A 12,225-nucleotide genomic window follows, 5' to 3' on the forward strand; every position below is an offset into this window, starting at 1 on the left:
CCTCGGCGGCGATGCTCGCCACCCCTTCCGGCATGCCGATGCCGAGATTGACCACGGCGTTCGCCCTCAGCTCGAGCGCCGCGCGGCGCACGATGATCTTGCGCTCGCTCATCGCCATCGGCGGAATCGCCGACATCGGTACCCTGATCTCGCCGGCGAAGGCAGGACTGAACTGCTCGCCGAAGGTCTGCATGTGGTACTCCGGCTTCTCGGCCACCACGACGCAATCGACGAGGATTCCCGGCACTTTGACCTGCCGCGGATTGAGCGTACCGCGCTCGGCAATGCGCTCGACCTGCACGATGACGATGCCGCCCGAATTCCTCGCCGCCATGGCAATCGCCTGCGCCTCGAGGGTCAGTGCCTCCCTTTCCATGGTCACATTGCCGTCCGGATCGGCGGTCGTGCCCCGGATGATCCCGACGTTGATCGGGAAAGCTTTGTAGAACAGATACTCCTCGCCGTCGATCTCCATCACCCGGACGATGTCCTCGGTGGTCATCGCGTTCAGCTTGCCTCCGCCGAAGCGTGGATCGACAAAAGTCCCCAGACCGACGCGGGTGATCGTCCCCGGCTTGCCCGCAGCGATGTCACGAAACAGATGGGCGATCACCCCCTGCGGCAGATTGTAGGCCTTGACGCGGTTGGCCACCGCCAGTTGCTGCAGCTTGGGGACCAGCCCCCAGTGTCCGCCGATAACGCGCCCGACCAGCCCGTCGTGACCGAGGTGATTGAGCCCCCTCTCCTTGCCATCGCCCTGTCCCGCCGCATATACCAGGGTGAGGTCACGCGGGTGACCGAGGCCCTGCGGATCCTCGCTCTCCCGTTCGAGAAACAGCGCTTCGAGGGCCAGCGCGATGTTCTCGGCAAAGCCGATCCCGACGAAGCCGCTGGTCGCGACGGTGTCACCGTCCTGGATCAGACGCACCGCTTCGCGCGCGGCAACGACCTTGCCGGTATCGGACGCACGCAAGGATGAGGCCATGGGGTGGCTGGAGAGAGGCATGACTGGTCTCCTGAAGTGGGCAATTGAAGATCGGACTGGGCGACGCCTGCGACTGATCGATCGACCCCGCGCTTGATCATCTGCCGCGCCTCCCTACCGCCACAGGCAGCGGCCGGATGGGCCTGCTCGACCCGCCTGCGCGCGGTAACACGAGTCTGCGCCAGTGGCCCGTCGCGCGCAAGCCCGAATCGACGAGCGCCGGCGCCGCAGCAAACGTCGCGGCGCCATGCCCGCCAGCGACCATCGGCCGGCACGGCTTCGGTGGGGCCGACCTGCCGACCCTGTGCGAAGCCGGCTATCGGGCGCTCGAAGCAGCCACAACCGACGACCTGCCGGGCCTCCGGCCGATCGTCGAAGCAACCAACACACCGATTCGTTTCGCCGCGATCACCTGCGACCCGAGAAGATCTTCGAACCGGTTCGCGTGGTGCGAACTGGGCTGCGGTACATGGCTACCCTGCGGAACCGTCGACCGTGAAATTTCTCACGTCGAAAATTTTGACAGATCGGCCGTGAGAAGGGCGCGAACGATCACCCTGCGGTCCGGACGAACGCGCCAATAGCCTGAATGAACAACACTTTCTTGCCACATTTCAGTTCTGGCACGGTGTTTGCTTATATCACCTCATGGAGATCAAGAGAATCCACCTGTCCGATTTGAGTAGATGACCGTGCAGGTCGCCGGCTCAACCAATCCTTTCCGTTGCACAACCAGGGAGAAAACATGAACACCATTCTGAAAACCATCGCGCTGACCGGCGCACTCATCGTCTCGCAGCAGGCTGCGGCGGGACGCCTGATCATGAATCACGACGAGTGGACACTGAGCAACACCGGCTTCGGAGCCGCACCGGCGTCCACCCTGCAGTTCGCCCAGAACCTCGCCGGCTACATGAATGTCAACGGGGGCGCCTGCAACCTGCTCGTTTATTCCAACAACTTCGGCTTGACCCAAGGTTCGTTCCAGAATGCGTTGACGGGCGCGGGTTGCTCGGTGACCTACAGCACGGGCGCCTTCGACCTGCCGACGCTTTCGGGCTACGACGGCGTTCTGCTCGGCGGAAACCAGTTCAGCTACAGCGCCGCTGTCCTGACTGCCTACGTAAACAACGGCGGGGCCGCCTACATCGCCGCCGGTACGGGCAGCATTGTTGGTGAGGACGCCGCGTGGGATTCCTTCAGCCATGGGTTCGGGCTGGATTTCGGTCCAAGCTACAACGGCATCGGTGGCACCCTGCCAGTTGCCGGCAGCCACCCTCTGCTCTCCAATGTCACACAGCTCTACTTCAACAACGGCAACACGGTGAGTCTGTTCGGCGCCAATCCGAACGCACAGATCATCGCCGTCTCGGGACAGCAGGGCCTGCTCGGTGTGTTCGACGATACCACCAACAACGCGCCCGAACCCACCTCGCTCGGCCTGCTCGGCCTCGGTCTTGCTGCCTGCGGGGCACTTCGCCGCCGTCGCCAGCAGGGCTGAGGCTGACCCAAAGTCTGATGCCCGCAGGGGGCGAGCGGCCGGCTGTGCTGCCCCGGCCGCGGGCAGAGCAGGCCCTCAGTCGACCCCGGCTTCGCTGAGAAAGCGCCGCCGCTCATCCTCGTTCGCCAGGTGAGCGGCCAGCGCGCGACAGAGGGCATCGCGGTCGGCAGCCTGGGCGGCTGCGCGGCGCAGCAGGACCTTGGCCAGCGGGCCCATGTGACGGGCAAAGAGCTTGCCGATCCGCTCGAGATCGGCATCCGCGAACGGGCTACCGGTCGGCAATCCGCTCGGGACGCCGGTCACCGGGGCAGCAGCCGGCAGCGGGGCGGTGGGAATGGCCAGGCGCGCGCTGTTCGGCGCAGGGCTGGCCGCCACCGGCTGGGTCGGGAGCAGCACGCCGGCCAGGAAGGCAGCCCGGGCGGGCAGATCGGGAATCATGTCGGCCAGCAGTCGATGCAGTTCTTCACATGTCGTCGCGCGGGGCAATGTCTTGCGCACGAGAATCCGGGCCAGCGGACCGATATGACGGCTGAGCAGGTGCTCGGCGGTGTCGACCGCCTCCGCCGTAAGGTCCGAGCCGGTCGGCGGCAGCGTCGGGATCGGCTGCGATGGCGGAGCCACATGTGCCTCCGCCCGGTAGACATAGAGTTCATGCGCCCGATTCCGTGGGTCGAGGCGCGGCCCCAGGTGCGTGAAACAGCGCGCGGCACCGCGCCTGAGCTGCGCGACGAGTTCCTGGTAGGCGCCGCTCACCAGGATCTGCCCGGGCTCGGAAAAACGCATGACGCGAAAGGCGACTGCCACACCGTCGCCCAGCAGGCGCGAACGCCCGCCGGCTTCGGGCTGCACGCGTACCGGCCCGAGGTTGATCCCGATGTGCAGCACCAGGCCGCTGTCGTTGGCCGCAGCGATCAACAGGCCGGCAGTGCGCAGGGCATCCTCCGGATCACCAACGTAGCACACCGCACAGCCTTCCTTGGTGTTCGCCGCCAGGCGGCTGCTCGACGGAATGGCGGCGACCGCCTGACCGACCAGCGCCGCCAGGCGGCTGCGCCGCTCGCGCTGCCCGGTCTCGATGAACGGCTCGGCGGGTGGTTCGGCGAGTCGATCGATAGCGACGTCGGCGAACAGGACGGTACCGATGAAGCTGCACCCGTCGACCAGCGAGCCGCCCGGAGGCGCGACGGCGGCCGGTGCCGACACTCGCGCGGCCGGCTGCGACGCCGCTCCCCCGGCAGCCGTCGGCAGGCAGGCGCGGCGGAAATCGGCCACGCTACGCGGGCGCAGATTCTCGTCCGGGGTGAGCGCCCAGTCGATGGCGCGCAGCATCGCCTTGCCGAAAACCTCCGCCTTGCCGATCGCCGATGCCGAGGGCATCGGGTCCTCGCGCAGGCGAGCCAGGCTCTCGGTCGGCAGGTGACCGGTGACCAGCCAGTACAGCACACCGGCCAGAGAATAGAGATCGGTCCACGGCCCCTGCCTGCCGTTCGGCTGATATTGCTCGGCGGGGGCGAAGCCCGGCGTTACCACCGCAGTCATCAACTGTTCCTGCCCCGCCGGGCCGAGGCGACGGGCAGAACCGAAGTCGAGCAGGACCGGCGATCCGTCGGCACGCAGGTAGATGTTGCGCGGCTTGATGTCACGATGCAGGAAACCCGCACTGTGAATCGTCTCGAGGCCGTCGAGCAGGGGTCGCACGATGCGCAGTAGCGCCGCACCGTCGAGCGGCGGCCGGCCAGCCAGCCACTGATCCAGCGGCTGTCCGCTCTCGTACTCCATGACCATGTAGGCGGTATCGTTGGCACGAAAATAGCGGAGAACGCGCACGATGCCCGGATGGTGGAAGCTGGCCAGCGCCCGGCATTCGAGCAGGAAGCGCTCGATCCCCCAGGCGAAAGTCCGGCTGCTGGCCTCCGAATGCGGACGTACGGTCAGTTCGGCATCGCGTCCGGCTATTTCGCGCGGCAGGTATTCCTTGATCGCCACCGGGCAATCGAGGTGCGTGTCGTGCGCCAGGTAAGTGATGCCGAAACCGCCGCAGCCGAGAACGCGATCGATGCGGTACTCGTTGATCGCGTAACCTGCCGGCAGGGCCAGCAGATCACCGTCGCCAGCACGCGGTGGCGTTGCCGGTTCGCTCGGCGAGGGCTCAGCCATCGATCATCTGCATCGCCTTTTCCAGGCTGCGGCGCATGCGGTTGAACGAACTGGCGAGTACGGCAACCTCGTCGTTGCCCGTCTCGGCAAATTCGGGATGATCGAAATCCCCTGTGCTGATCTTGTCGGCGGCCACCGACATGCGCGACACCGGGCGGATGATCAGCCACGAGAGCAGCAGGTTGAGGACGACGAAAACCGCCGCAAAAACCGCCGCCAGCGAGATCATGAAGGTCCGGAAAGCCTGCGCGGCGTTCTCCAGGGGCACCGACATGGGTACGGAGACCAGTTGTGCCCCCACCACCTCGTCAAGTTTCCAGCCGAAGCCGTTGGCCGAGCCGTAGATCTTGAGCATCGCCGGTGGCGCAGCATCGGGGGTGCTATGGCACTGCAGGCAGGCCGGCGACTCGATGCGGATCGGGTGGGCAATGTAGAGCACGGGGCCGGTCGGCGTCCCGCGCTCTCCGGAAATCTCCTGGCGCTCGGCGTGATTGCGAAACGTCTGGATGAGATCTGCTTCCCAGTCGGCCGCCCGGTCGCGGAGGTTGGTCGGATTGAGCGTGGCTTCCTTGTAGGCGTAATTGGCGTACTTCTTGCGCAACTGGTTGAGCGTCTCGGTGGCGGCAAAAGCGGGTACCGTCTGCGGCAGGAACTGCTTGTCCATCCGATCGAGCAGATGCGGCTTGACCTGGTCAACGGTGTAGCCGCGCACCGCCAGCGCCGCCTCCATGACCAGGCGCGCCTCGCCAAGCACCTGCTCGCGCGCATGCCGGTCGAGCAGCGTACGCGAGACGTAGCCGGCAACGGCAAAACCGGCCAGAAAGACGGCACACAACACGAGGTTGAATTTCAGTCGCAGACCCATAGAGCACCCTCCCAGCCAGGACCTTCATGGCAGAACCCGCCGCCATCAGTCTGCCTGACGGCGGCACGCAGCACTTCCCTTTGGCCTTGCATCGCCGACAGTGCGTGGACGACGCCACGAGTATCCCGGCCTTGTTGCCGAGAGTCAATCGGCAACTGCCTGCCGCGGGGGCAGGCAAAGATCCCTGCCTCTCACCCCTCGATTTATTCCTTATGACCACCGGGGGGCGGAAGCATTCACCCCTGACCGGTGCTTACCGCCGGGCCGCCGCGGCCGCGACAGGTCGATCGACGCGACAAGAGCATGACCGGGCGCCCCTTTCGCACCACGCGTTCCGGCAGCAAGCATGCACAGTCGTGCCCGACGAAGTCTTTGCCGGGCACGGCGAGCATTGCTTACAATCCCTGTCGGCGGCGACCACCCGACGCCCGGCCGCGATGGTCGTCCGCAAAAAGGAGAAGGGAATGGCTGGACCATCACACACGAAATTCTGCTGGGAGGACCCGCTGCTCCTCGACCAGCAATTGCGCGAGGACGAGCGCCTGCTGCGTGACGCGACGCGCGCCTACTGCCAGAGCAGGCTGCTGCCGCGGGTTCGGGAGTCGTTCCGGCATGAGCGGACCGACCCGACGATCTACCGTGAGATGGGCGAGATCGGGCTGCTCGGACCGACGATCCCGCCCGAGTACGGCGGCGCCGGAGTCAACCACGTCGGCTACGGTCTCGTGGCGCGTGAAATCGAGCGCGTCGATTCGGGCTATCGTTCGATGATGAGCGTTCAATCGTCGCTCGTCATGCTGCCGATCTTCCGCTTCGGCACCGAGGCGCAGCGGCGCAGGTACCTGCCCCGCCTGGCGAGCGGCGAATCGATCGGCTGCTTTGGCCTGACCGAGCCGAACCACGGGTCCGACCCGGGCAGCATGGAGAGCCGGGCGCGCGCGACGGAGGGCGGTTATCTGCTCTCGGGCAGCAAGATGTGGATCACCAATTCGCCGATCGCCGACATTTTCATCGTCTGGGCCAAGGACGATGCGGGATCGATTCGTGGCTTCGTGCTCGACAAGGGAATGCCGGGTCTGTCGACCCCGGTCATCACCGGCAAGGTCGGACTGCGCACCTCGATCACCGGCGAGATCGTGATGGATCAGGTGTTCGTCCCCGAAGACAACGCTTTCCCGGAAGTCCGCGGACTGAAAGGGCCGTTCACCTGCCTCGATTCGGCACGCTACGGCATCGCCTGGGGGGCGCTCGGCGCCGCCGAGTTCTGCTGGCACATGGCACGTCAATACACCCTGGACCGCCAGCAGTTCGGCCGGCCACTGGCCGCCAACCAGTTGGTACAGAAGAAGCTCGCCGACATGCAGACCGAAATCACCCTCGGCCTGCAGGGCTGCCTGCGTCTGGGGCGGATGAAGGACGAGGGATCGGCCAGTGTCGAGATCACCTCGATGATGAAACGCAACTCCTGCGGCAAGGCGCTCGACATCGCCCGTACGGCGCGCGACATGCTCGGCGGCAACGGCATCTCGGACGAATACGGAGTCATCCGCCACCTGGTCAACCTGGAGGTGGTCAACACTTATGAAGGGACGCACGACGTGCATGCGCTGATCCTCGGGCGGGCGCAAACCGGCATCGCGGCGTTCTGACAACGGTTGCGCGCTGGTCGAGGCCGCTGCGCTGGCAGGGCGCGCAGTGCGCGCCGGCCGGCGATAATGCCGGGACAACACCTTCCCGATCACCATGCGCCCTGCCTTTCATCCACAACTCGTCAACCCGCCGTTCGGTGATCCCGCACTGCTGGTCGATTTCCCCTTCGAGCGGCGAGCATTGCTCTTCGATCTTGGCGACATCCGCGCGCTGCCGCCGCGCAAGCTGCTGCGCATCAGCCATGTGTTCGTCTCGCACACCCACATGGACCACTTCATCGGTTTCGACTGGTTGTTGCGCATCTCGCTGGGACGACCCAACGCGCTGGAACTGTTCGGACCGCCGGGCATCCTGGCGCAGGTCGAGGCCAAGCTCTCGGCCTACACCTGGAATCTGGTGCACAACTACGAAGGCAATTTCACCGTACTGGTGAGCGAACTGCAGCCGGACGGCCGACTCGCACGGGCGCGCTTTGCCTGCCGCGAGGGTTTCCGACGCCAGCCCCTGCCGCCGGCCTGGTGCGCCGATGGCTGGCTCGCCAGCGCACCAGGTTTCAGGGTGCGTGCCAGCGTCCTCGATCATGAGGTGCCGGTGCTGGGCTTTCTGCTCGAAGAACCCCGCCACGTCAACCTCTGGAAAAACCGGCTGCTCGAAATGGGTCTGCAGATCGGCCCCTGGCTGCAGGAACTCAAGCGACTGGTACTCGCGGAAGCTGCTGACGACAGCCTGGTGCACGCCTGCTGGAAGGAGCAGGGACGTCCGGTCGAGCGCAGCCTGGCCCTTGCCGATCTCAGGCCGGCGCTGAGGATCGTTCCCGGCAGGCGCATCGCCTACGTCACCGATGTCATCCACCACGCCGAGAACGTCCGGCGCATCGTCGAACTGGCTCGCGACGCCGACGAGCTGTTCATCGAAGCGGTCTTCCTCGACGAGGACGCCGGACATGCGGCGCGCAAGTTTCACCTGACCGCACGGCAGGCAGGAAGCATCGCACGTGCCGCGGGTGCCCGCCAGGTGATTCCATTTCACTTCTCGCCACGCTACACCGGACGCGCAGTCGAGTTGCGGCAGGAGCTGGAGCAGTCCTTCACCGGTGCTGCCTGAGGTCGGCAGTGCTGCTCTCGGCGTCCCGCAGGGCGAGCGGCAGACGGGTCTCCGCCTTGCAGAAGACGGGGGAACGAGTGGTGACATTGGCGAGGAAAGCCGAATCATCACGAATGGAGTACTCCAGAAAGCCTGGGCGGCAGCCGGGCGGCAGCCGCGCGGCCGCGACGAGCCCGGCCAGCACGATGTTCCCGCTGTGCAGACTCCGTGTCGAGCAGCAGCAGACGCGTATATATACTATGGGGAGCGGAGTCGTCGGCATCGGCGCCTTACGCTGTCGACTGCCGGCGGACGTGGGAGAGGTGGCAATGCGTTTCTTCAAGTGGATCGGAATCGGCCTGCTGGCACTCGCCGCGCTGACTGTCACCACCGGGCAGCTCGGCCTGCTCCAGGGCACGCCGCCCGATGACCTGGGAGTGCGCAGCGGCAGGTTCAAACCACCCTCGGCAACAGCCAACAGTGTGAGCAGCCAGGCAGGACTGTGGCCCGGTCACCCGCAGCGCGAGGCAGCTCACATTGCGCCGCTGGCGCTGCGTGGCGGCGGTCCGGCCACCATCGCGCAACTGCAGGAACTGCTCTCCACCCGGCCCGGCGTCAGAATCGTGCACAGTCGCAGCGATTACCTGCGGGTCGAGTTCCGGACATCGCTCCTGAAATTCGTCGACGACGCCGAGTTCTGGTTCGACCCGGCGAGCCAGGCGATCGAGCTGCGCTCGGCGTCGCGCGTCGGCCGCCAGGACTTCGGAGTCAATCGCCAGCGCATCGAAATGCTGCGCGCGCAACTCGCCGAATAGCGCGCGCGGCGCCTTCTCGCCCGTGGCTGCCGCACCGCCCGCTCACAACATCGATTTGCCCTGATCAAGAACCTTGTCGCAGATCTGCCTGGTCACCTGCTTCTTCATGCCGCCGCCGCTCAGGTCGAGCTGGCTGCCATCGTTGCTGCTCAGGATGCCCCTGGAGCCACTGCGGTAGCCACTGTCGGATGAAGCGGATCCAGCGGGGAGCTTGCCCATCAACGAATTCTTGACCTCGGACGCCTTGTCGCTGCCAAGATAGTTGTTCTTGATACAGAACTCCAGCAGGCCGGCAACGTTGCCGGCGCTGCCCGAGGTGAGCGACGACCCGGGCAGTGCGCCGCTCAGGCTGCCGAGGTTCCCAAGCTGCGCGTGCGCGGCCGGGCAAGGCAACAGGGCGGCGACCAGAATTGCTGCGGCCGAGTGGTGACAGGTACGTAGGTTCATGCTCGAACTCCCTTGCTGGTTGAAAAAGACCGGCCTGAGGTGGCGCATTGCCGACCGGCTGCCAATCACTGTCGGCCATTGGCCGAAACAGCACGCGCATCGTGCCGCTTCCGCTCCGGTGGCCTTTCGACACCCTGCCGCATTGGGCGACAGGGCTCGCCGCCGGATCAGGCGGCAGCGTCGCCGTTGCGACCGGCCAGGAAGGCCTGCGCCTCCTCCCGGCGCTCGAAGACGTGCGGCGCGATGCTGCGCGCCGAGAAGGCCTCGCCCAGCTTGGCGCGCAGGAAGGCGCTGGTGGCGTAGCGGGTGATCTGGCTGAAATAGTTGGCCAGAAAGTAGCGGTCCATTTCGGCATAGGCATCGTACATGTCCTGATTGATGCGAAAGCGGTCGTAATTGATGATCACGCCGACCCGCTGACCGGCCGCCCGACAGCGCAACTCGCAAATGTCCCAGATCGCCTGCACATCCTCGACCACCCGGACATGCATGCCCTCGAAATTGAGGAACAGGATGTTGCGCTCGGGATCGTAGATCACCCGCTCCGGCAGGGACAGGTTGAGCAGCTCGGCCTCCAGCCCCATCGGATTGGGATTGAAGATGCGGGCATCCATCTCGCCGTATTCCCCGACGATCGGCTCGAAGTCCATGTTCGGCAGGATGTCCCGCTCGACATCGATGCCGGGTGCCACCTCGATCAGCGCCAGCCCTCCCCTGACCCGACGGAACACGCAGCGTTCGGTGACGTAATACACCGGCTTCTCGCGATCGTAGGCGTACTGGCCATTGAAGGTAACCTGTCCGACCTGCCTGAGAAACTTGTGCTGCCTTCCTTCCTGGACGACCCGCAGTCTGCCGTCATTGACCTCGACCTTAAGGCCAGCGCCGGTGAAGGTGCCGACGAACACCACCAGCCGGGCATTCTGGCTGATGTTGATGAAACCGCCGGCGCCGGTCAGGCGGCCGCCGAAGCGGCTGACGTTGACATTGCCGGCGGCATCGCACTCGGCCATGCCGAGACAGGCCATGTCGAGGCCGCCACCGTCGTAGAAATCGAACTGCTGGTTCTCGTCGATCACCGCATCCATGTTGACCCCGGTCCCGAAGTCACCCCCGGTCGATGGAATCCCGCCGATCAGGCCGGATTCGACGGTCAGCGTCAGCAGGTGCGAAATGCGCTCCTCCTTGGCGACCGTCGCCACACCTTCGGGCATGCCGACACCCAGGTTGATGATGCCGTTGGGCGGCAATTCGAAGGCCGCACGCCGGGCGATGATCTTGCGCTCGGTCAGCGGCGTCGACACCAGGCTGGCCTGGGGAACCCGGAACTCGCCTGCGTAGGCGGCGTTGTACGGGGTGACCAGCGTCTGCATGTGCTGGGCCGGTTCGGCGATGACCACGCAATCGACCAGAATCCCCGGAATCTTGATCTGCCGTGGCGGCAACCCGCTGCGCTCGGCGATCCGCTCGACCTGGGCGATGACGATGCCGTTGCTGTTCTTGGCCGCCATCGCCATGGCGAGGTTGTTGAGGGTCAGCGCTTCCCGCTCCATCGATATGTTGCCGAAGGTATCGGCGGTGGTGCCGCGCACGAAGGCGACATTGACCCGGCCGACCTTGTAGAACAGCCACTCCTCGTCGGCGACTTCGACCAGACTGACGATGTCCCGGCTGGTGGCGCCGTTGACCCGACCGCCACCGTAGCGGGGATCGACGAAGGTGTGGAGTCCCACCTTGGAGAAGGAACCGGGTTTGCCGGCGGCCAGATCGCGGAACAACTGGCAAATGATGCCCTGCGGCAGATTGTAGGCCTGGATGCGGTTGTCGAGCGCCAGTTGTGCCACTTTCGGCATGCGCCCCCAGTGACCGGCCACCACCCGGCGCAGCAAACCGGCGTGGCCCAGATGATTGAGACCCAGAGTCTTGCCGTCACCCTGACCGGCCGCCGCGAACAGGGTCAGGTTCCTTGGGCTGCCGGAGTCCAGGAAACGACGCTCCAGCGCCGACAGCAGGGCCTCGGCGAAGCCGGTCTGGACGAAGCCGGTACTGGCCAGGGTATCGCCGTCCCGGATCAGCGCGATGGCTTCGTCGGCCGTAACGATCTTGCTGCGCATGGTGGTTCACTCCCGCTCATTTTCCGGACGTCCGGCCGAACGATCGACCAACGACCAACGCATCGTGGCGGCACCTGCGAGGTCACCGCCATCCTCTGCACTGTGCAGCCTGGCTGCCTGATCGCGCGAGTTTACACTGATTGACCGTCTGGCATGGCGGGCCGGGGAACGATCGAGCGCAACCTGCGGCGGGATGGTCGCGCAGGATCTCAGGCAGCGCAGCAGCAGCGGAAAAAGCCGGGCAAGCGGCCGGAAGCACAAGCTTTCCCCCGAAATTTCGTCTTCCCGGGGATGGGGTATGAAGCCTTGGCAATCGGGAAGGCATCACGAAGGAACTGCGCGACCGGGGCTTTCCGGCCAGCAAGGAGCGGGTTGAGCGACTGATGCGCGAGCACGGCAGGGCACCCGCTACGAAACTCGGGAAGCAGCCATCGCCGACGCCTTCGACTACAGTCAGGAGGTGGCGGCTCGTTTACCGTGAAAGCCCATCGCTGAAGTGACGTGACCATGCCTGCCGACAAGCAGCATTGTTTGAACAGCCGCTGGGCCCGACCCCAGGTGTTCAGCGGCGAATCAGTGTGCGGCGCTGGCCGCTGGTGGGTTGTGGC

11 protein-coding genes and 1 pseudogene are annotated in these 12,225 nt (G+C 65.5%); 6 read left to right on the forward strand and 6 right to left on the reverse strand.

Annotated elements, in window-relative coordinates:
- Positions 1-1,006 (reverse strand): malonate decarboxylase subunit alpha (locus tag JNK99_RS04295; protein ID WP_291849115.1); only part of this gene is annotated, 1,006 nt, incomplete at its 3' end.
- Positions 1,007-1,122: 116 nt separating this feature from the next.
- On the opposite strand from JNK99_RS04295, the gene JNK99_RS04300 reads away from it, so the two are divergent.
- Together JNK99_RS04300 and JNK99_RS04305 are read left to right on the forward strand one after the other, a co-directional pair.
- Entirely contained in the window at positions 1,123-1,569 is a 447-nt protein-coding gene (locus JNK99_RS04300) for a hypothetical protein (RefSeq protein ID WP_291849118.1), read from the forward strand.
- A gap of 161 nt (positions 1,570-1,730) precedes the next feature.
- Positions 1,731-2,486: a PEP-CTERM sorting domain-containing protein gene (locus JNK99_RS04305; protein WP_291849121.1), complete on the forward strand. Its 756-nt coding sequence runs from the start codon at positions 1,731-1,733 to the stop codon at positions 2,484-2,486.
- A 75-nt stretch (positions 2,487-2,561) separates the two neighbouring features.
- Here JNK99_RS04305 and JNK99_RS04310 read toward each other — a convergent pair whose 3' ends face one another.
- On the reverse strand, positions 2,562-4,643 hold the full coding sequence (locus tag JNK99_RS04310; protein WP_291849124.1) for a protein kinase: 2,082 nt from the start codon (positions 4,641-4,643) through the stop codon (positions 2,562-2,564).
- Positions 4,636-5,508, reverse strand: a complete 873-nt coding sequence (locus JNK99_RS04315) for a DUF3365 domain-containing protein (RefSeq protein ID WP_291849127.1) — start codon at positions 5,506-5,508, stop codon at positions 4,636-4,638. The genes JNK99_RS04310 and JNK99_RS04315 overlap by 8 nt, the downstream gene beginning before the upstream one ends.
- Before the next feature lie 464 nt (positions 5,509-5,972).
- Here JNK99_RS04315 and JNK99_RS04320 point away from each other — a divergent pair, with 464 nt between their 5' ends.
- Positions 5,973-7,157: an acyl-CoA dehydrogenase gene (locus JNK99_RS04320; RefSeq protein ID WP_291849130.1), complete on the forward strand. Its 1,185-nt coding sequence runs from the start codon at positions 5,973-5,975 to the stop codon at positions 7,155-7,157.
- 94 nt (positions 7,158-7,251) lie between these two features.
- Positions 7,252-8,262 carry an MBL fold metallo-hydrolase gene (locus JNK99_RS04325; RefSeq protein ID WP_291849133.1) on the forward strand — a complete coding sequence of 337 codons (1,011 nt, stop codon included), beginning with the start codon at positions 7,252-7,254 and terminating at the stop codon, positions 8,260-8,262.
- Here the strand turns inward: JNK99_RS04325 and JNK99_RS04330 are convergent.
- A complete protein-coding gene (locus JNK99_RS04330) occupies positions 8,246-8,446 on the reverse strand; it encodes a hypothetical protein (RefSeq protein ID WP_291849136.1) in 201 nt (66 codons plus the stop codon). The two genes, JNK99_RS04325 and JNK99_RS04330, sit on opposite strands and share 17 nt — an antisense overlap.
- Before the next feature lie 124 nt (positions 8,447-8,570).
- Between JNK99_RS04330 and JNK99_RS04335 the strand changes: the two genes are divergently transcribed.
- The gene (locus tag JNK99_RS04335) at positions 8,571-9,056 is read left to right on the forward strand and encodes a DUF1499 domain-containing protein (protein WP_291849139.1); all 486 of its coding nucleotides are present in this window, start codon (positions 8,571-8,573) and stop codon (positions 9,054-9,056) included.
- A 42-nt stretch (positions 9,057-9,098) separates the two neighbouring features.
- Here the strand turns inward: JNK99_RS04335 and JNK99_RS04340 are convergent, their stop codons facing one another.
- Both JNK99_RS04340 and JNK99_RS04345 read right to left on the reverse strand, forming a co-directional pair.
- Complete coding sequence (locus JNK99_RS04340) at positions 9,099-9,503, reverse strand: DUF2501 domain-containing protein (RefSeq protein ID WP_291849142.1); 405 nt, start codon at positions 9,501-9,503, stop codon at positions 9,099-9,101.
- Positions 9,504-9,670: 167 nt separating this feature from the next.
- The gene (locus tag JNK99_RS04345; RefSeq protein ID WP_291849145.1) at positions 9,671-11,617 is read right to left on the reverse strand and encodes a malonate decarboxylase subunit alpha; all 1,947 of its coding nucleotides are present in this window, start codon (positions 11,615-11,617) and stop codon (positions 9,671-9,673) included.
- 323 nt (positions 11,618-11,940) lie between these two features.
- Here JNK99_RS04345 and JNK99_RS04350 point away from each other — a divergent pair.
- A pseudogene (locus JNK99_RS04350) lies at positions 11,941-12,015 on the forward strand (IS3 family transposase); the annotation flags it as partial.
- Positions 12,016-12,225: the final 210 nt, after the last annotated feature.

The sequence above is a fragment of the Accumulibacter sp. genome, assembly GCF_016789985.1.
Taxonomy (GTDB): Bacteria; Pseudomonadota; Gammaproteobacteria; order Burkholderiales; family Rhodocyclaceae; genus Accumulibacter.

Bases quoted from the DNA above. Each gene is read 5' to 3' on its own strand.
- JNK99_RS04335 (WP_291849139.1), top strand. From the start codon at position 8,571: ATGCGTTTCTTCAAGTGGATCGGAATCGGCCTGCTGGCACTCGCCGCG.
- JNK99_RS04325 (WP_291849133.1), top strand. From the start codon at position 7,252: ATGCGCCCTGCCTTTCATCCACAACTCGTCAACCCGCCGTTCGGTGAT.
- JNK99_RS04310 (WP_291849124.1), bottom strand. From the start codon at position 4,643: ATGGCTGAGCCCTCGCCGAGCGAACCGGCAACGCCACCGCGTGCTGGC.
- JNK99_RS04340 (WP_291849142.1), bottom strand. From the start codon at position 9,503: ATGAACCTACGTACCTGTCACCACTCGGCCGCAGCAATTCTGGTCGCC.
- JNK99_RS04300 (WP_291849118.1), top strand. From the start codon at position 1,123: ATGGGCCTGCTCGACCCGCCTGCGCGCGGTAACACGAGTCTGCGCCAG.
- JNK99_RS04305 (WP_291849121.1), top strand. From the start codon at position 1,731: ATGAACACCATTCTGAAAACCATCGCGCTGACCGGCGCACTCATCGTC.
- JNK99_RS04320 (WP_291849130.1), top strand. From the start codon at position 5,973: ATGGCTGGACCATCACACACGAAATTCTGCTGGGAGGACCCGCTGCTC.
- JNK99_RS04345 (WP_291849145.1), bottom strand. From the start codon at position 11,617: ATGCGCAGCAAGATCGTTACGGCCGACGAAGCCATCGCGCTGATCCGG.
- JNK99_RS04315 (WP_291849127.1), bottom strand. From the start codon at position 5,508: ATGGGTCTGCGACTGAAATTCAACCTCGTGTTGTGTGCCGTCTTTCTG.